General features: G+C 66.0%; 21 protein-coding genes. 10 read left to right on the plus strand and 11 right to left on the minus strand.

The features are described from left to right. Positions 1-5: 5 nt before the first annotated feature. Entirely contained in the window at positions 6-2,291 is a 2,286-nt protein-coding gene (locus BLW48_RS15635) for a glycoside hydrolase family 3 N-terminal domain-containing protein (RefSeq protein ID WP_093176036.1), read from the plus strand. Between the two features lie 28 nt (positions 2,292-2,319). Here BLW48_RS15635 and BLW48_RS15640 read toward each other — a convergent pair whose 3' ends face one another. Then, on the minus strand, positions 2,320-2,697 hold the full coding sequence (locus BLW48_RS15640) for a hypothetical protein (protein ID WP_093073610.1): 378 nt from the start codon (positions 2,695-2,697) through the stop codon (positions 2,320-2,322). A gap of 187 nt (positions 2,698-2,884) precedes the next feature. Here BLW48_RS15640 and BLW48_RS15645 point away from each other — a divergent pair, with 187 nt between their 5' ends. The 3 genes from BLW48_RS15645 to BLW48_RS15655 all read left to right on the plus strand — a co-directional run bounded on the left by BLW48_RS15645 (position 2,885) and on the right by BLW48_RS15655 (position 4,281). After that, complete coding sequence (locus BLW48_RS15645; protein ID WP_093176379.1) at positions 2,885-3,568, plus strand: class I SAM-dependent methyltransferase; 684 nt, start codon at positions 2,885-2,887, stop codon at positions 3,566-3,568. Positions 3,569-3,631: 63 nt separating this feature from the next. Next, on the plus strand, positions 3,632-3,934 hold the full coding sequence (locus BLW48_RS15650) for a hypothetical protein (RefSeq protein ID WP_093176038.1): 303 nt from the start codon (positions 3,632-3,634) through the stop codon (positions 3,932-3,934). After that, complete coding sequence (locus BLW48_RS15655) at positions 3,931-4,281, plus strand: VOC family protein (protein ID WP_093176041.1); 351 nt, start codon at positions 3,931-3,933, stop codon at positions 4,279-4,281. The genes BLW48_RS15650 and BLW48_RS15655 overlap by 4 nt, the downstream gene beginning before the upstream one ends. Positions 4,282-4,304: 23 nt before the next feature. On the opposite strand, the gene BLW48_RS15660 is transcribed toward BLW48_RS15655, so the two are convergent. From BLW48_RS15660 to urtA, 9 genes are all read right to left on the minus strand, one after another. Beyond that, positions 4,305-5,600 (minus strand): aspartate carbamoyltransferase, encoded by a 1,296-nt coding sequence (locus tag BLW48_RS15660; protein WP_093055863.1) that lies wholly within the window; start codon positions 5,598-5,600, stop codon positions 4,305-4,307. Between the two features lie 123 nt (positions 5,601-5,723). Further along, positions 5,724-6,074 (minus strand): alpha/beta hydrolase, encoded by a 351-nt coding sequence (locus BLW48_RS15665; protein ID WP_093055861.1) that lies wholly within the window; start codon positions 6,072-6,074, stop codon positions 5,724-5,726. 157 nt (positions 6,075-6,231) lie between these two features. Then, positions 6,232-6,573, minus strand: coding sequence for a zinc ribbon domain-containing protein (locus BLW48_RS15670; protein ID WP_093176044.1), 342 nt, complete (start codon positions 6,571-6,573; stop codon positions 6,232-6,234). A gap of 14 nt (positions 6,574-6,587) precedes the next feature. Continuing rightward, entirely contained in the window at positions 6,588-7,820 is a 1,233-nt protein-coding gene (fmdA, locus tag BLW48_RS15675) for a formamidase (RefSeq protein ID WP_093176047.1), read from the minus strand. Positions 7,821-7,858: 38 nt separating this feature from the next. Beyond that, the gene (urtE, locus tag BLW48_RS15680) at positions 7,859-8,548 is read right to left on the minus strand and encodes an urea ABC transporter ATP-binding subunit UrtE (protein ID WP_093176382.1); all 690 of its coding nucleotides are present in this window, start codon (positions 8,546-8,548) and stop codon (positions 7,859-7,861) included. Positions 8,549-8,760: 212 nt separating this feature from the next. Next, on the minus strand, positions 8,761-9,504 hold the full coding sequence (gene urtD / locus BLW48_RS15685; RefSeq protein WP_093055857.1) for an urea ABC transporter ATP-binding protein UrtD: 744 nt from the start codon (positions 9,502-9,504) through the stop codon (positions 8,761-8,763). 25 nt (positions 9,505-9,529) lie between these two features. Then, positions 9,530-10,729, minus strand: coding sequence for an urea ABC transporter permease subunit UrtC (gene urtC / locus BLW48_RS15690; protein WP_093176050.1), 1,200 nt, complete (start codon positions 10,727-10,729; stop codon positions 9,530-9,532). 32 nt (positions 10,730-10,761) lie between these two features. After that, the gene (gene urtB / locus BLW48_RS15695) at positions 10,762-11,676 is read right to left on the minus strand and encodes an urea ABC transporter permease subunit UrtB (protein WP_093055853.1); all 915 of its coding nucleotides are present in this window, start codon (positions 11,674-11,676) and stop codon (positions 10,762-10,764) included. An 85-nt stretch (positions 11,677-11,761) separates the two neighbouring features. Next, positions 11,762-13,027, minus strand: coding sequence for an urea ABC transporter substrate-binding protein (urtA, locus tag BLW48_RS15700; RefSeq protein WP_093055851.1), 1,266 nt, complete (start codon positions 13,025-13,027; stop codon positions 11,762-11,764). 257 nt (positions 13,028-13,284) lie between these two features. Between urtA and BLW48_RS15705 the strand changes: the two genes are divergently transcribed. From BLW48_RS15705 to BLW48_RS15715, 3 genes are all read left to right on the plus strand, one after another. After that, a complete protein-coding gene (locus tag BLW48_RS15705) occupies positions 13,285-16,680 on the plus strand; it encodes a hybrid sensor histidine kinase/response regulator (RefSeq protein ID WP_256330784.1) in 3,396 nt (1,131 codons plus the stop codon). After that, complete coding sequence (locus BLW48_RS15710) at positions 16,658-17,557, plus strand: response regulator transcription factor (RefSeq protein WP_093055847.1); 900 nt, start codon at positions 16,658-16,660, stop codon at positions 17,555-17,557. The genes BLW48_RS15705 and BLW48_RS15710 overlap by 23 nt, the downstream gene beginning before the upstream one ends. A 90-nt stretch (positions 17,558-17,647) precedes the next feature. Beyond that, positions 17,648-18,418, plus strand: a complete 771-nt coding sequence (locus BLW48_RS15715) for a TIGR04325 family methyltransferase (protein WP_093176055.1) — start codon at positions 17,648-17,650, stop codon at positions 18,416-18,418. 24 nt (positions 18,419-18,442) lie between these two features. On the opposite strand, the gene BLW48_RS15720 is transcribed toward BLW48_RS15715, so the two are convergent. Beyond that, positions 18,443-18,925: a Spy/CpxP family protein refolding chaperone gene (locus BLW48_RS15720; protein ID WP_177142340.1), complete on the minus strand. Its 483-nt coding sequence runs from the start codon at positions 18,923-18,925 to the stop codon at positions 18,443-18,445. A 206-nt stretch (positions 18,926-19,131) separates the two neighbouring features. Here BLW48_RS15720 and BLW48_RS15725 point away from each other — a divergent pair, with 206 nt between their 5' ends. From BLW48_RS15725 to BLW48_RS15735, 3 genes are all read left to right on the plus strand, one after another. Further along, the gene (locus BLW48_RS15725; protein WP_093055841.1) at positions 19,132-20,028 is read left to right on the plus strand and encodes an SPFH domain-containing protein; all 897 of its coding nucleotides are present in this window, start codon (positions 19,132-19,134) and stop codon (positions 20,026-20,028) included. Between the two features lie 24 nt (positions 20,029-20,052). Then, positions 20,053-20,253 carry a type II toxin-antitoxin system antitoxin gene (locus BLW48_RS15730; protein WP_093073590.1) on the plus strand — a complete coding sequence of 67 codons (201 nt, stop codon included), beginning with the start codon at positions 20,053-20,055 and terminating at the stop codon, positions 20,251-20,253. Between the two features lie 99 nt (positions 20,254-20,352). Beyond that, positions 20,353-21,183: a substrate-binding domain-containing protein gene (locus tag BLW48_RS15735; RefSeq protein ID WP_177142341.1), complete on the plus strand. Its 831-nt coding sequence runs from the start codon at positions 20,353-20,355 to the stop codon at positions 21,181-21,183. Positions 21,184-21,215: the final 32 nt, after the last annotated feature.

The raw sequence follows: 21,215 nt of genomic DNA on the forward strand, positions 1-21,215 counted from the left end.
AGGCCATGCGCATCAGAACCCCGGCTTCCTTTCTCGCTCCCGCCTCCGCCCTTCTCTCCCTCGCGCTCCTGCTTCCCCCTGCATCCGCCGCCCCTGCCGCGGCAGATGCAGCGCTGACGCCCGAGGCCCGCATCGAGGCTCTCATCGCCCGTATGACAGTGCAGGAGAAGGCCGGCCAGCTCACCCTGTACGGCCCCGCCGACATCGACACCCCCAACAACCCCCAGGCCGGCTGGCGCAATGCACAGCAGGAGACTGCCGACGTGCGCGCCGGCCGGCTCACAGGCCTGTTCAACAACGCCGGCCTCGAAGGCAAGCGGCGGCTGCAGCAGATTGCGGTGAACGAGTCGCGCCTGGGCATTCCGCTGCTCTTCGGCGCGGACGTGATCCACGGCTTTCGCACCATGTTCCCGATGCCGCTGGCCGAGGCCTCCAGCTGGGAGCCGGACCTGGCCGAGCGCACCGCGCGCGCCGCGGCGGTCGAGGCCACGGCCGACGGCTTCCGCTGGACCTTCGCGCCCATGGTCGACATCGCGCGCGACGCACGCTGGGGCCGCGGCCTCGAAGGCGCGGGCGAAGACGTGTACCTCTCGCGGCAGTTCGCCGCCGCGCGCGTGCGCGGCTTCCAGGGGTCGGACCTTTCGCGGCCCGACGCGATGCTGGCCACGCCCAAGCACTTCGCGGCCTACGGCGCGGGCGAAGGCGGGCTCGACTACAACGTGAGCGACATCTCGCAGCAGACGCTGCGCGAGGTGTACCTGCCGCCGTTCCGTGCGGCGCTGGACGCCGGCGCGCTCTCGGTGATGAGCGCCTTCAACGAAATCGGCGGCGTGCCCTCCACCGCCAACCACTCGCTGCTCACAGGCGTGCTGCGCGACGAATGGAAGTTCCAGGGCTTCGTGGTCTCCGACTACACGGCCGACGAAGAACTGGTGGAGCACGGCTACGCCGCCAACCCACGCGAGGCCGCCAAGCAGGCCTTCATGGCCGGCACCGACGTGAGCATGCAGAGCGGCCTGTACATGCGCTACCTGCCCGACCTCGTGGCCTCGGGCGAGGTGCCCATGGAGCGGCTCGACGAGGCCGTGCGCCGCGTGCTGCGCGTCAAGCAGAAGCTGGGCCTGTTCGACGACCCGATGCACGGCCTCGACGGCCCACCCGCCTCGCAGCGCCCCGAGAACCCCGAATTCATCTCACTGGCCCGCGAGAGCGCGCGCCGCTCCATCGTGATGCTGAAGAACGAGCGCATGCTGCTGCCGCTGCCCAAGGCCGGCACGAAGATCGCGCTGATCGGGCCCTTCGCCGAGGGCACCGTCGACCTGATGGGCGCGTGGAGCCTGTTCCCCGGACAGTCGGCACCGGTGGGCATCGACCAGGGCCTGCGCGGGGCGCTGGGGCCCAACTCGTCGGTGAACGTGGTGCGCGGCTCGGGCATCGAGTCGACGCTGCCCGGCGGCATCGACGCCGCGGTGGCGGCCGCGCGCGATGCCGACGTGGTGGTGCTCGCCATCGGCGAGAGCGAGAAGATGTCGGGCGAGGCGCGCTCGCGCAGCGACATCGGGCTGCCGCAAGCACAGCAAGACCTGGCCGAGGCCGTGGCCGCCACCGGCAAGCCCGTGATAGTGCTGTTGAGCAACGGCCGAGCGATGGCGCTCAAGGGCGCGGTGCGCAATGCGCGCGCCATCCTCGTCACGTGGTTCCTCGGCGTGCAGACCGGCAACGCGATCGCCGACGTCGTGTTCGGCGACTTCAACCCCTCGGGCCGCCTGCCCGTGAGCTTTCCGCAAACGGCCGGCCAGGTGCCCTACTACTACGCCCACAAGCGCACCGGCAGGCCGTCGCCCGAGAACGCGCCAGGCACGTCATTCAAGACGCGCTACCTGGACGCAACGAACGAAGCGCTCTACCCCTTCGGCTTCGGCATCGGCTATTCACCGGTGCGCTACGACAACGTCGAGCTGAGTACGGAGCGCTTGCCGACGTCGGGAACGCTGCGCGTGCGCGCCACCGTCACCAACACCGGCCAGCGCGACGCGGAAGAAGTGGTGCAGCTCTACATCGGCCAGCGCGCGGCAAGCGTGACGCGGCCGGTGCGCGAGCTGAAGAGCTTTCGCAAGATCGGCATCGCGCCGGGAGCTTCAGCGGTCGTCGAGTTCACGCTCACGGCCGACGACCTCGCCTTCATCGGCCGCGACATGAAGCCGACCGTCGAGCCCGGCGAGTTCGATCTGTGGGTGGCGCCTTCGGCCGCAAGCGGCATCCGCAGGCGCTTCGTGCTCACGCGCGATTGACGCCGGGCGTGCAAGGCGCCGCGGCGGCTCAGTAGGTGGTCGCGCCAGTTGTGTTGGTGGCGTGTGTCATCGCCGCATCCGGCTGGTTCGCAGAAGCCACCGGCGGCTGCACCTGCGATTCCAGAACTTCCGTCGGATGGATGCCGGTGTTCGCGCGAATCGCCTCGGCCTGCACCTGCGCACGGTCGGCGCCCGACACAGGCGCCTGCACCTGCGATTCCAGAACCTCTGTTGCGTGAATGCCGTTGTTGGCGCGCATGGCGTCCTCGGCCACCGCATCGCGCGACTGTGTCGAATGCGAGATCTGCGGGTAGTCGGGATCGGCCAGCCCGCCTGCGTGCGCGAGCGATGTCAGCACCAGCGCCGGCACAGCGGCGATGCAGAGGGTTGCGATACGAAATCTCATGGTTGTCTCCTTGAGTGATGACGATGAATTCACTCTAGGACGCGGTACTTACCAGGCCGTGAGAGGCCGCTTACACAGCAGTGAGAGTTTGCTTAGGTGAGCGTGAGAAGGCACGCAACCGGCAAGGGCGCATACTGGCCCACCTTTGCTGCACCGGGGCCTCGCACGCGAGACCCTGCTCCCTTCGATGCCAGGCTATCTACTCAAGCTGGAGCGCATCGCCATCGCGGGTGCCGACGACCTCGTCATTCAATCGCTGCTCGATCGGCAACAGTTCTCAGACCCTTTGGGCACGGCTGCCGCGCAGGGAATCTCTTCCGCCTCGTGGCCAATGTTCGGGCTGCTGTGGCCCTCGGGCGCGCAACTGGCCGCGCGCATGGCGTTGCACCCCGTGGTGCTGGGCGCGCGCGTGCTCGAAATTGGCTGCGGCCTCGCGCTAGCAAGCCTGGTCGGCCATCGGCGCGGCAACGACATGACAGCGAGCGACTGCCACCCGCTCGCTGGCGGCTTCCTGCTGGAGAACCTTCGGCTGAACGCCTTGCCGCCCATGAAATACAGGCGCGGCCACTGGGGCATGCAGGAGACCGGCGCCGACGGCGACGTGCACGGCCTGTTCGACCTCGTGATCGGCAGCGACCTGCTGTACGAGCGCGATGCGGAAGGCCTGCTCGCCGCCTTCATCGCCCGCCACACCAGCCCCGCCGCCGAGGTGTGGATCGTCGACCCGGACCGGGGGAACCGGTCGGCATTCAACAGGCAGATGGCGGACGAAGGCTTCGGCATGTGCGAGGAGCGGCTGGACCAGATCGCAACCGTGAGCCGGGCGGCATACAGGGGGCGGTTGCTGACGTATCGGCGTGCGACTGCTTGAGGCTCTATATTCGGCCGCTTCTGAATCGGAAGGCTGCCTTGTGGAAACAACGAACGCCAGACCATGACGATCACGCCGAACCACGCCCTGCCCATCGACCACTTCCTCGACCTCGTTTCCGACACGCTGGTCAACAGCTACTCCTTTCGATCCACCGGCCGTGTGACCGCGATGATCGGCAAGAAGAACGGCCCTTTGGCCGGGCCGCTGTTCAACTACCGAGTGGTGTCCGACGACAGCATCGAGATCATCCATTCGGACGGGCGCATCGAACGCTGGACCGGCATCCGCATCGAAGGCGGCCTGCTGCACGTCGAGCGCGACGGCCAACCCCAAACCTTCACGATCAGAAAACCTGCCCCATGAAAGTCAAACGACTGGTCGCCAACTTCGCAACGCCCGAGCCCGCGCGTGCGGCTGTCTTCTACAAGGACATCCTCGGCCTCGATCTGCTCATGGACCACGGCTGGATCCAGACCTACGGCTCGCAGGCCGAGATGACGTTGCAGGTCAGCTTCGCGTCGGAAGGCGGCTCGGGTACGCCAGTGCCCGATCTGTCCATCGAGGTCGACGACATCGACACGGCCCTCGAACGCATGAAGGCCGCGGGCTTCGCCATCGAATACGGCCCGACGGACGAACCCTGGGGCGTGCGCCGCTTCTACGTGCGCGATCCGTTCGGCAAGCTGGTCAACATCCTCGCGCACGCCTGACGGCCACGCGCTCGTGCTGAGCCTCAATCGAGCCCGTGAAACACGCTGTCGTCCGGCCCGATGTGCGAGGGCGGCGTCCAGGCAGCATCGCGCATCGAGCGGCTGACGAGCTTTTCCACGCCCAGCAGCGTGGCAAAGATCGCCATGCGCACCGGGATGCCGTTGTCGGTCTGGCGGAAGATGGCCAGGCGCGGGTCATTGTTCAGGTCGACGCTCAGGTCGTGCGAGCCGGGGCGGCCATCGCGCGGCAGCGGATGCATCACGACCACCTCGGGCTTGCAGGCTGATTCGATGAGCGCGCGGTTGATCTCGAACGCGTTGTCGAAGCCCTCCAGCACTTCGTCGTTCGCGAAGCGCTCTTTCTGGATGCGGGTGGCGTAGATGATGTCGGCGCCGGCCAGCGCCTGCGCGGGCGTGGCGGCGGTCTCGACCACATGGCCGTTGCGGCTGACGGCCTCCACGATTTCCGCCGGCATTGCGAGCGACGGCGGCGAGATCAGCGTGAACTTCAGGCCCCGGTACAACGCAAGCAGCTTGATGAGCGAATGCACGGTGCGCCCGTACTTCAGGTCGCCGACCATCGCGATGTGCGCGCCGTCGACCAGCTTGCCCAGGCGCGAGAACTCGCGCTGGATGGTGTACAGGTCGAGCAGCGCCTGGCTGGGGTGCTCGCCCGGGCCGTCGCCGCCGTTGATGACCGGCACGTTGGTGGCGCGCGCGAATTCAGCGACCGAGCCCTGCTCCGGATGCCGCACCACGATCGCATCGGCATAGCCGCTGATGACGCGGCTGGTGTCGTAGATCGATTCGCCCTTGGCCATCGACGAGAAAGTGAAGCCCGTGGTGTCGCACACCGAGCCGCCCAGCCGGCAGAACGCCGCGCCGAAGCTCACGCGGGTGCGCGTGCTGGCCTCGAAGAACAGATTGGCCAGCACGGCCCCTTCGAGCACGCGGCTGACCTTGCGGCGACGCGCGATGGGCTGCATCACGTCAGCCAGCTGGAACAGTTCGTCGATGGCGTCGCGGTTGAACTGGCTGACCGACAGCAGGTGGTGCGAGCCTTCAGTGGCCAGCGCCTGGCGCAAGGCACCTTCATGTGCGCTTTGCGTATATTCACTGCGCCGCCCGTCTGAAGCCAGGATCTCGCTCACGAAGCGCCGTGCGACTTCGGGCATGGCCCTGAATTCATTGGATTCGTCGGGCAGGAGCCAGGCGTCAAGCGCCCTTCTGCGGCTGCCGATGCGCTCTGCGAATGCGTCGCGCGTCATGTTGAGTTGACGCATCGCGTCGCGAAGGAGCACCTGTTGCGGCATGTTCATGGGCCGCAAATATATACTCAATGCGTATATTTTGGCAACGACCACAAAGTGATCGGCCATGAAAAAACGGGCCCGAGGGCCCGTTCTTTCTTTTGCAACACCCGAAGGTGCCGTGGTCGGTGCTTACAGGCCAGCTTGGCGCGTGAACGACACGCTGGGCTTCTTGTACGCAGCCGGCACTTCGTCGCGGTAGAACGCGCGGCGGTCGAGGCTGGCGAACGGGTCGTGTGCCTTGGCAACGGCTTCGGCTTGCACGGTCGCGCGATTGGCGGTCGAGGTGAAGGCTTGTGCGCCAGCGCCCGAGGCATCGCTGTATTCGTTGCCAGCACGAGCGGCGGCGACGGCTTGCGGTGCGACTTCAGCGCGGGTCACAGAAGAGTTCACGACGTGCACGCCGTCGTAGGTTTCTGCGTGGGCTCCGGCAGCAGCCAGGAGCGAGAGGGCAGCAGCGGCGAGGATCTTCGAGGCATTCATTTCAATCTCCTTCAGGTGATGGGTTGGTGAGGAGAAGTTTGATCCTGAAGAGCCCTGAAAAACGCCGTCGAAATGAACCACGGCGTTCACAGGATTGAAACAATCAGGGCCTTGAAAAGAAGCCGGTCAATAGGGGTTGCCCCATGAAACGCCAGCCTCAGTGGCTGATCATCCACGGCCGCCTCGAAGGCGCGGACTTGGCCCCGTTGGGAGCCGTCACAGTCGCACCCCGCTTGCCTGAACTGCAGCAGCCGCAGCCCGCCGGATGCTTGAAGCGCGCGTAGTCGCGCGAACTGCCGGGCTCGTGCCGTGCGCGCTCGTTGGTCTCCATGGCGCGGCGCGTGCCCGAGGCCATCAGCGCGAGCCGCGGTGCGGCCGAAAGTACACGCGGCGCGGCGCATCCGCAATCGGGGCATGCGGCGGGCTCGTCGCGCAGGCCCGAAGGCCGCAGCGCCTCGAAGCCGCCGCACTGGCCGCAGGCGTAGTCGTAAGTGGGCATGGCCTGGCTATCTTTCAACGCAGGTCGTGCGACAGCGGCATGTCGATGCTGCCGTCGATCATCTTCACCGGGCCCGAGGCGTTCGGATTGATGTCGAAGTCGAAGATGCCCGTGGGCAGCCACAGCGTGGCGCACGAGTTGGGTACGTCGACCACGCCGCTGATGTGGCCCTGCACCGGCGCCGTGCCAAGAATCGAATAGGCCTGCGCACCCGAGTAGCCGAACTTCTTCAGGTACTCGATGGCGTTCAGGCAGGCCTGGCGGTAGGCCACGTTCACGTCGAGGTAGTGCTGCTTGCCGCTCTCGTCGACCGAGATGCCTTCGAAGATCAGGTAGTCGTTGTATTGCGGCGTGATCGGGCTGGGCTTGAAGATCGGGTTCTTGATGCCGTACTTGGCCATGCCGCCCTTGATGAGGGTGACCTTCATGTGCACCCAGCCGGCCATTTCGATGGCGCCGCAGAAGGTGATTTCGCCGTCGCCCTGGCTGAAGTGCAGGTCGCCCACGCTGAGGCCTGCGCCGTCGACATACACGGGGAAGAACACTTTGGAGCCGCGCGACAGGTCCTTGATGTCGCAGTTGCCGCCATGCTCGCGCGGCGGCACGGTGCGCGCACCCTCGGCGGCGGCCTTCGCCCTCGCCTCGCCGGTCATCTTGCCCATGTGGGCGGTGCCGGCGAACGGCGGATTGGCAAGGCCGGGCACACGATCGGGGTCGGTGGCAATGAGCGCCTTCTCGCGCTCGTTCCACATGTCGAGCATGGGCTTGTCGGGCAGGCAACCGATCAGGCCGGGGTGGATGAGGCCCGCGAAGTTCACGCCCGGAATGTGGCGCGAGCTGGTGAACATGCCCTTGAAGTCCCAGATCGATTTCTGCGCCTCGGGAAAGTGGTCGGTGAGAAAGCCGCCGCCGTTCTTCTTCGAGAAGAAGCCGTTGAAGCCCCAGAGGCTGTCCTGCTTGGCGCCGATGTCGAGCAGGTCGACCACCAGCAGGTCGCCGGGCTCTGCACCCTTCACGCCCACGGGGCCCGAGAGATAGTGCACGGTGCTCAGGTCGATGTCACGCACGTCGTCGGCGCTGTCGTTGTTCTTGATGAAGCCGCCGGTCCAGTCGAAGGTCTCGAGGATGAAGTCGTCGCCCGGGTTGACCCAGCAGGCCATCGGAATGTCCGGGTGCCAGCGGTTGTGAATCAACTCGTTCTCTGTGGGCGACTTGGTCAGATCGACCTTGATCAGCGTGTCCGTCATTTGCAGTGGCTCCTGGTTGGGTTGTGGTTGAACGGAAATCAAACGGAGAGGTAGGCCTTGATGTGGTCCACGTCGGTCTTGTCGCGCGCGGTCTCATGCACGAGGCGGCCGCCTTCGATGACGAAGAGCCGATCGGCCACGTCCATCGCAAAGCTGAGCACCTGCTCGGACACGACGATGGTGATGCCGCGCAGCTTGCGGATCTCGTTGAGTGCCTTGGCGATGTCCTTGATGATCGAAGGCTGGATACCTTCGGTGGGCTCGTCGAGCAGCAGCACCTTGGGGTCGGTGACGAGGGCGCGTGCAATCGCAAGCTGCTGTTGTTGGCCGCCCGAGAGGTTGCCGCCCTTGCGGCCCTTCATGTCCCACAGCACGGGGAACAGCGCGTAGATTTCTTCGGGGATGCGGCGGGTCTTCGAGTTCTCGAGGCCGGTCTGGATGTTCTCTTCCACCGTCAGCGTCGGAAAGATCATCCGGCCCTGCGGCACGTAGGCGATGCCTTTTGCCACGCGGCGGAAGCTCTCGTCGCGCGACACGTCCTGGCCCGCCACTTCGATGCGCCCGCTCTTCAACGGCAGCACGCCCATGAGGCTCTTGAACAGCGTGGTCTTGCCCATGCCGTTGCGACCCATGATGGCGATGGTTTCGTTGGCATGGCCCTTGAAGGAGATGCCGTGCAGGGCCTCGCTCTGGCCGTAGGCTACGTGCAGGTCTTCTACCTTCAGCATGAGGTTGCTCATATCTTTGGACTCTCTCGGGTTGTGTTCGGGGTGCTTGCACAGGCCGCTGGTGCACGACTGATCAACGACTGCTCTGTCCAACGATCACGTCGATGGGGTGCCTTGCGCAGCGAAATAAAGGAGGAGCCCGAAGGGCGGGGGACATTCGCGGAGCAAGGTACCCCGTCGTCGTGAGCGAGCCCTGAACGACAGCGCTTCATCTAGTGCCCCAGATAGACATCGATGACCTTGGGATCCGCCTGCACCTTCTCCATGGGCCCCTCGGCAAGGATCCTCCCCTGGTGCATCACGGTGACCTTGTGCGCGATCTGCTTGACGAAGGCCATGTCGTGCTCGATGACGATCACCGCGCGGTTCTGGCAGATGCGCTTGAGCAGGTCGGCCGTGAGCTCTCGTTCGCGCGCGCTCATGCCGGCAATGGGTTCGTCGAGCATCAGCAGCTCGGGCTCCTGCATCAGCAACATGCCAATCTCAAGCCACTGCTTCTGGCCGTGGCTCAGCAGGCCGGCCTCTGTGTCGAGGCGGTCGGCCAGGCCGATCTCTTCCGCAATCGCCTGCACCTTGGCCTTGACCTCGTCGTCGCACTTGAAAGCCAGCGCGCCGAACACCGAGCGGCCCTTCGGGAACGACACCTCCAGGTTCTGGAACACGCTCAGGTTCTCGTAGATGGATGGTGTCTGGAACTTGCGGCCGATGCCCAGCCGCACGCGCTTGTGCTCGGCCATCTTCGTGAGCTCGGTGTTCTTGAACTTGATGCTGCCGGCGCTTGCGCGCGTCTTGCCGCAGATCAGGTCGAGCAGCGTGGTCTTGCCTGCCCCGTTGGGACCGATGATCACACGCAACTCGTTGCGGTCGATGTACAGCGTGAGGTCGTCGATGGCCTTGAAGCCGTCGAAGGAGACGGTGAGATCTTCCACGGCGAGCGCGAAGTCGGTGTTGCTCATGAGGGTGTGGCTCCGGGTTCAGTCGTCAGGCGCGCTGGCTGCCGACGCCTTCGGGCAGCGTGGGTTCGGGTTGTGCCGCGACTGGTGCCACGGGTGCAGGTGCAACAGCAGAGACCGGCGGCTTGACAGCTGCATCGCGCAGCGCCTGGCGACGCGACTTCCACCACGGCCGGATCTTTTCTTCCCACACTCCGGCAAGCCCCATCGGGAAGGCCATGGTCACGCCGATGAAGAGCCCGGCCATCAGGAACAGCCACAGGTCCGGAAAGCTCTCGGAGAACAGCGTCTTGCCCGCATTCACCAGCAGCGCGCCGTACACCGCGCCCACCAGGCTCATGCGCCCGCCTACCGCGCAGAAGATCACCATCTCGATCGAGGGCACGATGCCCACGAAGCTCGGCGACATGAAGCCCACCTGCAGCGCGAACATCGCGCCACCGATGCCCGAGAGCCCGGCCGCCAGGCAGAAGATGAAGACCTTGAAATTCGACACGTCGTAGCCCGAGAAGCGCACGCGGTCTTCCTTGTCCCGCATGGCAAGCAGCAGCGTACCCAGCTTGCTGGTCTGCACCCAGCGGCACAGCAGGATGCTCGCCACCAGCAAGCCGACGCAGACGTAATACAGCACGTACTTGGCGCTGTCGGTGCGCGTGTCCCAGCCCAGCATCGTCTTCAGGTCGGTCATGCCGTTCACGCCGCCCGTGTAGCCCTGCTGGCCGATGATGAGCACGGTGCAGATCAGCGCCACCGCCTGCGTGATGATCGCGAAGTACACGCCGCCCACGCGCCGCTTGAACATCGCAAAGCTCACGAGCCAGGCCAGTGCCATCGGCGCCAGCACTACCAGTGCAAGGCTCAGAGGCAGGCTCTTGAATGGCAGCCACAGCGTGGGCAATTCGGTGATCTGGTTCCAGTCCATGAAGTCCGGAATGCCGGGCGTCGACTGGATCTTGGTCGTGATGGGATCGGAGGCTTCGAGCTTGAGGAACATCGCCATCGCATACCCGCCGATGCCGAAGAACACGCCCTGCCCCAGGCTCAGCACGCCGCCGTAGCCCCACACCATGACGAGCCCCACGGCCACGAAGGCGTAGGTGAGGTACTTGCCCACGAGGTTGAGGCGGAAGATGTCGAGCGACAGCGGCAGCACCACCGCGAGCAGCAGCACCAGGAGCAGCAGGCTGCCGAGCTGGTAGCGCTGGATCGAGGCCTTGATGAAATTCATCGGAACGTTCTCCTGCAAGGGAATCGGGTTCATCAGCGGCGGACCTTGACGGCGAACAGGCCTTGGGGGCGCATCATCAAGATCAGCACGATCAGCGACAGCGTCAGCACCTTGGCCATCGAGCCGGTCATGAAGAACTCGGAGATCGACTGCGTCTGCGCGATGCCAAAGGCCGAAACCACCGTGCCGAACAGGCTGGCCGCGCCGCCGAAGGTGACGACCAGGAAGGCGTCGACGATGTAGAGCGAACCCGAGGTCGGCCCGGTCGAACCGATGGTGGTGAAGGCCGCGCCCGCCATGCCGGCAATGCCGCAGCCGATGGCAAAGGTCAGGCGGTCGGTCTTCTTCGTGTCGATGCCGGTGGCGTTGGCCATCGTTCGGTTGGCCACTGTGGCGCGGACCCGCAAGCCCCATCGACTCTTGTGCAGAGCGATGAGCACGCCGCCCGTGACCAGCGCTGTGAGCGCCAATACGAACAGGCCGTTGATCGGAATGTCGAGGCCTTCATGCGGCGTCCACGAGCCCATGAGCCATTCGGGCAGCGTGGGACTCACTTCCTTCGGGCCGATGAAGGTGCGAAAGATCTGCTGCAGGCCCAGGCTCACACCCCAGGTGGCGAGCAACGTGTCGAGCGGGCGCTTGTACAGATGGCGAATCAGCACCCACTCCACGATCCATCCGGTGATGAAGGCGAAGACGAAGGCCAGCCCGATGGCGATCGGGAAGTAGTACGGCATGAACGCCGGCGCCAGGCTTTCGGTGATGCGCGCGGCCAGGTAGATCGAATAGGCGCCGATGGTCATGAACTCGCCATGCGCCATGTTGATCACGCCCATCTGGCCGAAGATGATCGCCAGGCCCAGCCCCATCAGCAGCAGCACCGCGAAGAGGCTCAGCCCCGCGAAGCCCTGCATGAGGCCGATGTTCATCATGTCCGACAGAGTCATGGCGGGAAGTCCGGAATGTTGGAGTTGCCCCCTCTCCCGCCAGCGGGAGAGGGTTGGGGTGAAGGCCGACGGCCTGCTTGCTGGCTTACTGGTAGCCCTTCGGGAACGGATCCGGCTTGATCAGCTCAGCCGACTCCGCCACCACCTTGAACGTGCCATCGAGCTGCCCCTGCCCGATGCGCGCCTTGCTCCACAGGTGATGGTTCGCATCCAGCTTCACGTACCCCTCGGGCGCCGTCTTCAGCTCGATGCCCGGCGAGCCCGCCACCACCTTGTCCACGTCGAAGCTGCCGGCCTTCTCCACCGCCGCCTTCCACAGCCACGGACCGAGGTAGCCCGCCTGCGTCACGTCGCCGATCACCGCGTCCTTGCCGTACTTCGCCTTGAAGGCTTCCACGAACTTCTTGTTGTTCGCGTTGTCCAGCGTCTGGAAGTACTTCATCGACGAGTAGAAGCCCGCGAAGTTCTCGCCACCCACGCCGGTCATTTCGTCTTCCGTCACAGCCAGCGTCAGCAGGAATTGCTTGTCGCCCGTGATGCCCGCGGCCTTGAGCTGCTTGTAGAAGGCCACGTTCGAGCCGCCCACCACGGCCGCAAAGATGCAGTCGGGTTTGGCCACCTTGATCTTGTTGATCAGCGAGTTGAAGTTGGTGTGGCCCAGCGGGTAGTACTCCTCGCCCTTGACCGAACCCTTCTGGAAGTTCTCGATGTGCTTGCGCGCGATCTTCATCGAGGTGCGCGGCCAGATGTAGTCGGAGCCCACCAGGAAGAAGGTCTTGGCCTTCTTCTCCTTCGCGCCCCAGTCCAGGCCCCAGATGATCTGCTGCGTGGCCTCCTGGCCGGTGTAGATCACGTTCTTGCTCTGCTCCAGGCCTTCGTAGAAGGTCGGGTAGTACAAGAGGCCGTTCTCTTTCTCGAACACAGGCAGCACTGCCTTGCGCGAGGCGCTGGTCCAGCAGCCGAACACGGCCGCGCAGTGATCGTTGACCAGCAGCTTCTTCGACTTCTCGGCGAAGGTAGGCCAGTCGGAGGCGCCGTCTTCCTTGATGACCTTGATCTTGCGGCCCAGCACGCCGCCCATGGCGTTGATCTGGTCGATGGCGAGCTGCTCGGCCTGGATGGAGCCGGTCTCCGAAATCGCCATGGTGCCGGTGGACGAATGCAGCTGGCCCACCGTTACCTCGGTGTCGGTCACGGCGAGCTTGGTGGTGTTGACCTTGGCCGTGGGGAACTGCCCCTGGCCGAAGCTCAGGCCGCTCAGGCCCATCACGGGCAGCGCGGCGGCGCCCTGCAGCAGACGGCGGCGGCGCAATGCCAGGGCATCGAGAGAAAGATCTGAATCACGCGACATCAGGAAACTCCAGGCAGGTTGTTGGAAAGTAGAGCCGCGCACCATCGCAGTGCATCGGACGGTGCCTCGAGCACCATGGCTGGTACTTTAGAAATCACCCGGGTTTGCGCGAATACGTCATTCAACGTAGCGGCGGGAGCCCGCCCTGCCCGCAGACTCGCGAGCCAGACATCGGTGGAAAACATCGAGGGGAAAGAAGCACAGGGAGCGCTTCTTGCTGTACCTGCCCCATGCCACCGCCGCCGCGAGAACCAGCCATGCAATCCGTCTCCGGACAGAAGATCTTTCGCATCCGCCGCGACTACAACGCATGGGTCGCGAACGAAACGCTGGAGGACTACGCGCTGCGCTACACGCCACGCAGCTTTCGCAAGTGGTCGGAGTTCCGCGTGGCCAACGCGGCCTTCGGCGCCACCTCGTTCCTGGCGCTGGAGGCCATCGGCGGCGCCATCGCGCTGAGCTACGGCTTCTCGAATGCGCTGTGGGCCATCCTGGTGGTGGGGCTCATCACCTTCCTCACGGGCCTGCCCATCTCGTACTACGCGGCACGGCACGGCGTGGACATGGACCTGCTCACGCGCGGCGCGGGCTTCGGCTACCTGGGTTCCACGCTCACCTCGCTGATCTACGCAAGCTTCACCTTCATCTTCTTCGCGCTGGAGGCGGCCATCCTCGCGCTGGCGCTGCAGATGTACCTCGACTGGCCGCTATGGCTGCTGTACATGGTGTCGTCGATCGTCATCATTCCGCTGGTGGCGCGGGGCATCACGCTCATATCGGGGCTGCAACTGTGGACGCAGCCGATCTGGATCGTGCTGTTCGTCTGCCCCTTCATTGCGGTGCTGGTGAAGAAGCCCGAGCTGTACGCCGACTTCACCAGCCTGGTCGGCCGCACTTCGGACAGCAGCGGCTTCGATCCGCTGATGTTCGGCGCCGCCGCCACGGTGGCCTTCTCGCTGGTGGTGCAGATCGGCGAGCAGGTCGACTACCTGCGCTTCCTGCCCGAGAAGACCGCCGCCAACAGTGGCCGCTGGTGGACCGCGGTGCTCATCGCCGGGCCGGGCTGGATCGTGCCGGGCATGCTGAAGATGATGGGTGGCGCGTTCCTCGCCTTCCTGGCCCTGCAGCACGAGATACCGGCCAACCACGCGATCGAGCCCACGCAGATGTACCTCACGGGCTTTTCGTACGTGCTGCGCGACCCGGCCTGGGTGCTGGGCATCACTGTGCTGTTCGTGGTGATCTCGCAGATGAAGATCAACCTGACGAACGCCTACGCGGGTTCGCTCGCGTGGTCTAACTTCTTCGCGCGGCTCACGCACAGCCACCCGGGGCGCGTGGTGTGGCTGGTGTTCAACGTGGTCATCGCGATATTGCTGATGGCGCTGGGCGTATTCGCGGCACTGGAGCACGTGCTGGGCTTCTACAGCAACATCGCCATCGCCTGGGTCGGCGCGCTGGTGGCCGACCTGGTCATCAACAAGCCGCTGGGCTGGAGCCCGAAGACCATCGAGTTCAAGCGCGCGCACCTGTACGACATCAACCCGGTGGGGCTGATGGCGATGCTGGTGGCGGCTGCGCTGGCCATGCTGGCCTACTCCGGCGTGCTGGGGCATTGGGCCCGCGCCTTCTCGCCCTTCATCGCGCTGGTGACGGCCATGGCCGTGTCGCCTCTGCTGGCCTGGCGTACGCGCGGGCGCTACTACCTCGCGCGCACAGACATCGACCGCTGGAAGCCGGGCCAGAGCGTGAAGTGCTCGGTGTGCGACAACAGCTTCGAGTCTGAAGACATGGCGCACTGCCCTGCGTACAGCGCGCCGATCTGCTCGCTGTGCTGCACGCTCGAATCGCGCTGCCACGACCGCTGCAAGACAAACTCGCGCGCGGCCGAGCAGATGAGCGGCTGGCTGCAGGCGCTGCTGCCGCCGGCGCTGTCGGCGCGGCTGAACTTCCGCGTGGCGCATTACCTGCTGATAGCCGCCTCGCTCATTGCGTTGCTGGCCACCGTGGTCGGCGTGGTCTATGCGCAGGAGGCGCTGGCGGGCACCAGCGATTCGGTCATGGCCACTGCCTTTCTCAAAGTGTTCGCATTGCTCTCGGTCGTGGCCGCTGTGGCCGCGTGGTGGGTGGTGCTGGGCAGCGAAAGCCGGCAGATGGCGCAGGAAGAATCGAACCGCCACAACAATCTGCTGGCCCTCGAAATCGAGGCGCACCGCCGCACCGATGCCGCGCTGCAGACCGCCAAGGAAGCCGCCGAGGCCGCGAACCAGGCCAAGACGCGCTATGTGGCCGGCATGACGCACGAGCTGCGCACGCCGCTCAACAGCATCCTGGGCTACTCGCAGATCCTGCTCAAGGGCGACGCCGTGACGCCGCCGCGCGAGGCGGTGCAGACCATTCACCGCAGCGGCGAGCACATGCTGGGCCTGATCGACGGCCTGCTCGACCTGGCGCGCATCGAGGCCGGCAGGCTGCAGCTGGAGCCCGCGCCGCTCGCGCTGCCGGCCTTTCTCGACCAGCTCGTGCACATGGTGCGGCCGCAGGCGGAGAACAAGGGCCTGGCCTTCGTCTTCACGCACGCCGGGCAGTTGCCGCCATGGGTGCATGCCGACGCGAAGTGGCTGCGGCAGATTCTCATCAACCTGCTGACGAACGCGGTGCGCTTCACCGACAGCGGCACCGTCACGCTGCATGTGGATGCGCGGCGCGAGGTGCTGCGCTTCGACGTGGTCGACACCGGCATCGGCGTGGCGGCGCAGGACCACCAGCGCATCTTCCTGCCCTTCGAGCGCGGTGCGGCGGGCCGCCGCCGCGGCGAGCCCGGCACGGGGCTGGGCCTCACGATCACCGGGCTGCTCACTTCGCTGATGGGCGGCGAGCTCAAGCTGGCCTCGACCTCTTCGCAAGGCAGCACCTTCAGCGTGCGGGTGTACCTGCGCGAGGTGGCCGACCCCGGCCCGCAGGCCAGCAAGGCCGGCGCGCTGCGGCAACCCGTGTCGGGCTACATCGGCGCGCGCCGCACGCTGCTGGTGGTGGACGACCAGCCCGTGCAGCGCCAGATGCTCGCCGGCATGCTCGCGCCGCTGGGCTTCGAGGTGCGCGAGGCTGCGAGCGGCACCGAATGCCTCGACAGCCTGCGCGAGGAGCTGCCCTCGGCCATCCTGCTCGACCTGACGATGGACGACATGGACGGCTGGCAGACCGCCGCGTCGGTGCGCGCCTCGGGCTTTCGCGACGTCCCGATCATCATCGTCTCGGCCAACATGTTCGAGAACCAGAGCGAGCGGCTGCGCGCGGCCGACTGCCAGGCCTTCGTGGGCAAGCCGGTGATCGAGTCGGCGCTGATCGCCACGCTGGAGCGGCACCTCGGCCTTGAGTGGCTGTCGGGCAGCGACGCATTGCCGCCCGTCGCTGCAGAAGACGCGCCGCAGCGCCCGCGCCAGCTTGCCCTTTCGGAAGACGACCGCGCCGAGCTCATGCGCCTCGTGCAGATGGGCCATGTGCGCGGCCTGCACACGGCGCTCGACCGGCTGGCGGCCGCCTCGCCCGCAGCGGCATCGACCTGCACCTGGCTGCGCGGCATGGTCACGCGCTTCGAACTCGACAACCTCCGCAACGCACTGGCCGAAGATGCAGACACCCTCACCCCCTGAATCGCCATCATCATCCGAACGCCCCGTGGTGCTGGTGGTGGACGACGCACCCAGCAGCCTCGGCATGCTGTGCGACACGCTGGAGGCCAGCGGCTACACCGTGCTGGTGGCGGCCGACGGCGAGGCCGCGCTGCAGCGGCTCGAACTGGTGGTGCCCGACGCAATCTTGCTCGACGGCCTGATGCCCGGCCTCTCGGGCTTCGAGACCTGCAGGCGCATCAAGGCCAACCCGGCATGGGCGCACATTCCCGTGCTGTTCATGACGGGGCTTTCTGAAACCTCGCACGTGGTCGAGGGCTTCGAGTGCGGCGGCGTCGACTACGTGGTGAAGCCGATCCGCGCGCAGGAGGTGCTGGCGCGGCTGCACACGCACGCGCGCAACGCGCGCATCACGCGCATGGCCCGCGACGCGGTTGACGTGGCCGGCATGGGCGTGGTGTTCATCGACACGCGCGGGCGCATCGCGTGGCGCTCGCCGCAGGCCGCGCTGTGGCTGCATGCGCTGGAAGACCCGGTAGCGCCGGGCCTGCTGCCTGCTTCGCTGGAACCGGCTCTCGCGCCGGGCGCGGCCATTGCCATCGGCACCGCCACGGGCATGCGGCTGTCGGTGCGCAACCTCGGCGCAGCGGCGCTCGGCGAGACGATGCTGCTCTTCGCCATCCAGCGCGAAGGGCCGGCGGCCCGCCTTGCCGACGCCGCCCTTACGCCGCGCGAGACAGAGGTGCTGTCTTGGCTTGCCAAGGGCAAGACCAACCGCGACATCGGCGAGATTCTGGGCACCAGCCCGCGCACGGTGAACAAGCACCTGGAACACATCTTCGAGAAGCTGGGGGTGGAAACGCGGGCGGCTGCGGCGGCGCTGGCGAGCGGTATGTAACCCCCATGGGGTAACCGCCCCAACGGCACTGGGCTATAGCCCTCGAATGCTCCGGTTGCACCCAGAATGGGCATGCCACCGGAGAAATAGATGCTTTCAGGCCTTCTGCAGTTTCCTCCCCGCGAAAGTGCGTACAGGCGCAAGTTCCTGAACAACACGGACGAGAACCTCTTCATGGGTTCGTTCGAGAGCTTCGCGGCGGCCGAGGCTGGCGCACCGCCCTCCAAGGCCGTTGGCTACGCCAATGCCGACGCGGGCGAGCTCTACAGCCCGCAGATCTATTTCTACGACTACCCCGGTCTCTTCTGGCTGGGCCGCTCCATCGACGCGGGCCTGACGCGCGTGTTCGACCTGGGCGGACACGTCGGCATCAAGTACTACGCCTTCCGCCGCGTGCTGAGCTACCCCGACACCCTGCGCTGGACGGTGTGCGACGTGCCCGGCGTGGTCGAAAGCGGCCGCGCGATGGCCGTCAAGCGCGAAGCGACCGAGCAACTCGGCTTCACCACCGACTACCGCGATGCGAGCGGCTGCGACGTGCTGTATGTGTCGGGCAGCCTGCAGTACTTGCCGACCCGCATGGACGCGATTCTTTCCGCACTGGCCGTGAAGCCCAGGCGCATCGTCATGAACACCACGGCCGTGCACCCGGAACGCACCATCTACACGCTCAACAGCATCGGCGTGGCCGTGTGCCCGTACCGCATCCAGCACCACGACGAGCTGCTGGCCGACCTCGCGCGCTCCGGCTACAGGAAGCGCGATGTGTGGCGCAACGAGGGCAAGCCTATCGAGGTGCCCTTCGTCGACGGCGGGGACAAGCCGTACTACGCAGGCTGCTGCTTCGACCTCATCACCTGATCGCCCGCTGATGCATCGGCCCGGTCAGGGAATGACGGCCGGCAGGTTCTGGTCGGCAGTGTGGCGCTGTTCGGGCGTCATTGCGTCGTAGAGCTTCGACAACGCATCGCTCACCGCCTGCGTGCGCCGGGCACGGTCTTGTGCCTGCATGGCGCGCTGCTGTGCGAACTGCACGGCGGTCAGGTCGTCTGGTGGTGCCGCAGCGGTCATGCCGGCGCGGCTGACCATGTCCCACACCGCATCGGAGAAGCGGTCCCACAGCTGGGACTGCTCGGGCGTGATCATGAGTTGCACGCGCAGGTCGTAGAGCTTGTCGCGGATCTTGCCCGCAGCGGTTGCCGGCGTTGACAGGCCATCGCCTGTGCGCGGGCTCGTCGTGCTGTCGGGCCGCGTACCGCGCCGGCCTCCGCCCATGCCACCGCCACCGCCGAATTGCGCAAAGCAATGGCCGCTCACGGCGACAAGGGCTGCGGCGAGCGCGAAGCGCTGCAGGGGTCGATTCATCATCATTGCGGGTTCCTTCGATGCCTGGCCCTCGAAGGACCACCGCGCATTTCAGGCGCGACAGCTGTCCCGGGCGTTGCGAGCCCGTAAACCCGGGGTAAAGCAGGCCGTCTTTACTTCTGGATCGGGGCAGCGCTTCATCGGCGTCGAAAACATCTTGACGGCCTTCAAAAAGATATTAAAGTGATATCACTTTTAACGGAGGCTACATGCAAGAGAAGACCCCCACAACACCGCGCAAGGTCCGCAAGGAGCGCCCCTACCGGTCGATCAACGGCTACGGCGTGTCGGCCGTGGTGCTGCTGCTGATCGCTGTCGGCATATGGGCGCTGGTGCAGCGCCTGATGCCGCTGCCCATGAGCATTCTGCTGATCGTGATCGGCCTCGTGCTGATCCCTGGCCTCTACATGCTGCAGCCCAACGAGGGCATCATCCTCACGCTGTTCGGCGAGTACCAGGGCACCGACCGCACCGAGGGCCTGCGCTGGACCAATCCTTTGCAAAGCGGCCAGAAGATCTCTCTGCGCGCACGCAACCTCAACACACCGCCGCTGAAAGTGAACGACAAGCGCGGCAACCCGGTGGAGATTGGCGCGGCAGTGGTGTGGAGGGTCTACGACACGGCGCAGGCCGTATTCGAGATCGACGACTACAACAAGTTCGTCGCCATCCAGGCCGAAGCGGCCATCCGCCACCTTGCCACTCTCTATGCCTACGACAGCGGCGACGACCTGCAGAGCGAAGAAACCACGCTGCGCGCCGGGCTCGACACGGTGGCCGATGCACTCAAGGACGAGCTGAACCAACGCTTTGCCAGCGCGGGCGTCGAAGTGCTCGACGCCAAGCTCACCCACCTCGCCTACGCCCCCGAGATCGCGCAGGTGATGCTGCGCCGCCAGCAGGCGGTGGCCATCGTCAGTGCGCGGCACCAGATCGTGGCGGGCGCGGTCGGCATGGTCGAGGCAGCGCTCAAGGGCCTGTCGGAGCGCAATCTCGTGGTGCTGGACGACGAGCGCAAGGCCTCGATGGTGTCGAACCTGCTGGTGGTGCTGTGCTCCGACCGGGAGACGCAGCCCGTGGTCAACACCGGTACGCTGTACACCTGAAGCCCGTCTCTCTACCCGCACCCGATGGCCAGTCCCGGAAAAAAATCCTACCCCCTGCGCATCGATCCGGCCCTGTGGGCCGAGATCGAACGCCTGGCGGCGCAGGAGCTGCGAAGCGCGAACGCGCAGGTCGAGTTCCTGCTGCGCGAAGGGCTGGCCAGGCGAGGAAGGCTGCCCGCCGCGGACGCGGGCAAGCCCGACGAGCCTGCGTCGTCCCCTCAGTGATAACCCCGAATCTGCTGAAGGCCGAATGACAGCCCCGGCTTCTACGATGGCAGTAGCAGGCGGCGCCCACGCCGCCGCTCCCTTCCTTCTGGAGACATCGTGACGAAGCCCATTCTTTTTTCTTCCTTTCGCACCCTCACCCGCCGCGCAGCCCTTCCGCTGATTGCGGCCCTCGCGCTCGCCGGCTGCGGCGGCCTCGGCGGCGGCAGCAAGCCCGCCGGTGGCGACATCCACGTCATGACCTCGGGCGGCTTCACCGCCGCCTACAACGACCTGCGCCCCGAGTTCGAGCGCAGCAGCGGCCGCACCGTGAAGACGGCATACGGCGCCTCGATGGGCAACGCCGACGACTCGATCCCCAGCCGCCTCGCACGCAACGAGCCGGCCGACGTTGTGATCCTCGCTCGCCCCGCGCTCGATGCACTCGTCGCACAGGGCAAGGTCGTGCCCGGCAGCCAGGTCGACCTGGTGCGCTCGGCCATCGGCTTCGCAGTGCGCAAGGGCGCGCCCAGGCCCGACATCAGTTCCGTCGATGCGCTGAAGCGCACGCTGCTCGCGGCCCCGTCCATCGCCTACTCGGCCAGCGCGAGCGGCACCTACTACGAGACCGAGCTGCTCAAGAAGCTCGGCATCGAAGACCAGGTCAAGCCCAAGAGCAGGCGCATCCTGAGCGAGCGCGTCGGCACAGTGGTAGCGCGCGGCGACGCGGCGCTCGGCCTGCAGCAGGTGAGCGAGCTGTTGCCCATCGCCGGAATCGACTACATCGGCCCTCTGCCGGCAGAAGTGCAGCAGGTGACGGTGTTCTCTGCCGGCGTGGCCACCGCATCGCAACAACCCGATGCGGCACGGCAGCTGATCCGCTATCTCAACTCGCCCGCTGCCGCGCCCACCATCGCCAAGACGGGGCTGGAGCCGCTGACGGCACCGTAAACTGGCGCGCATCCCCCGCTCTCATCGACGAA

This window comes from Variovorax sp. YR266 (genome assembly GCF_900107295.1).
GTDB lineage: Bacteria > Pseudomonadota > Gammaproteobacteria > Burkholderiales > Burkholderiaceae_C > Variovorax.

Excerpts from the sequence above, each read along its gene's own strand:
- BLW48_RS15705 (WP_256330784.1), top strand. The coding sequence starts at position 13,285 with ATGCAATCCGTCTCCGGACAGAAGATCTTTCGCATCCGCCGCGACTAC.
- BLW48_RS15655 (WP_093176041.1), top strand. The coding sequence starts at position 3,931 with ATGAAAGTCAAACGACTGGTCGCCAACTTCGCAACGCCCGAGCCCGCG.
- BLW48_RS15725 (WP_093055841.1), top strand. The coding sequence starts at position 19,132 with ATGCAAGAGAAGACCCCCACAACACCGCGCAAGGTCCGCAAGGAGCGC.
- BLW48_RS15720 (WP_177142340.1), bottom strand. The coding sequence starts at position 18,925 with ATGATGAATCGACCCCTGCAGCGCTTCGCGCTCGCCGCAGCCCTTGTC.
- BLW48_RS15650 (WP_093176038.1), top strand. The coding sequence starts at position 3,632 with ATGACGATCACGCCGAACCACGCCCTGCCCATCGACCACTTCCTCGAC.
- urtE (WP_093176382.1), bottom strand. The coding sequence starts at position 8,548 with ATGCTGAAGGTAGAAGACCTGCACGTAGCCTACGGCCAGAGCGAGGCC.
- BLW48_RS15730 (WP_093073590.1), top strand. The coding sequence starts at position 20,053 with ATGGCCAGTCCCGGAAAAAAATCCTACCCCCTGCGCATCGATCCGGCC.
- BLW48_RS15715 (WP_093176055.1), top strand. The coding sequence starts at position 17,648 with ATGCTTTCAGGCCTTCTGCAGTTTCCTCCCCGCGAAAGTGCGTACAGG.
- BLW48_RS15670 (WP_093176044.1), bottom strand. The coding sequence starts at position 6,573 with ATGCCCACTTACGACTACGCCTGCGGCCAGTGCGGCGGCTTCGAGGCG.
- BLW48_RS15710 (WP_093055847.1), top strand. The coding sequence starts at position 16,658 with ATGCAGACACCCTCACCCCCTGAATCGCCATCATCATCCGAACGCCCC.
- fmdA (WP_093176047.1), bottom strand. The coding sequence starts at position 7,820 with ATGACGGACACGCTGATCAAGGTCGATCTGACCAAGTCGCCCACAGAG.
- BLW48_RS15660 (WP_093055863.1), bottom strand. The coding sequence starts at position 5,600 with ATGAACATGCCGCAACAGGTGCTCCTTCGCGACGCGATGCGTCAACTC.
- BLW48_RS15665 (WP_093055861.1), bottom strand. The coding sequence starts at position 6,074 with ATGAATGCCTCGAAGATCCTCGCCGCTGCTGCCCTCTCGCTCCTGGCT.
- urtB (WP_093055853.1), bottom strand. The coding sequence starts at position 11,676 with ATGACTCTGTCGGACATGATGAACATCGGCCTCATGCAGGGCTTCGCG.
- BLW48_RS15645 (WP_093176379.1), top strand. The coding sequence starts at position 2,885 with ATGCCAGGCTATCTACTCAAGCTGGAGCGCATCGCCATCGCGGGTGCC.
- BLW48_RS15640 (WP_093073610.1), bottom strand. The coding sequence starts at position 2,697 with ATGAGATTTCGTATCGCAACCCTCTGCATCGCCGCTGTGCCGGCGCTG.
- urtD (WP_093055857.1), bottom strand. The coding sequence starts at position 9,504 with ATGAGCAACACCGACTTCGCGCTCGCCGTGGAAGATCTCACCGTCTCC.
- urtC (WP_093176050.1), bottom strand. The coding sequence starts at position 10,729 with ATGAATTTCATCAAGGCCTCGATCCAGCGCTACCAGCTCGGCAGCCTG.
- urtA (WP_093055851.1), bottom strand. The coding sequence starts at position 13,027 with ATGTCGCGTGATTCAGATCTTTCTCTCGATGCCCTGGCATTGCGCCGC.
- BLW48_RS15635 (WP_093176036.1), top strand. The coding sequence starts at position 6 with ATGCGCATCAGAACCCCGGCTTCCTTTCTCGCTCCCGCCTCCGCCCTT.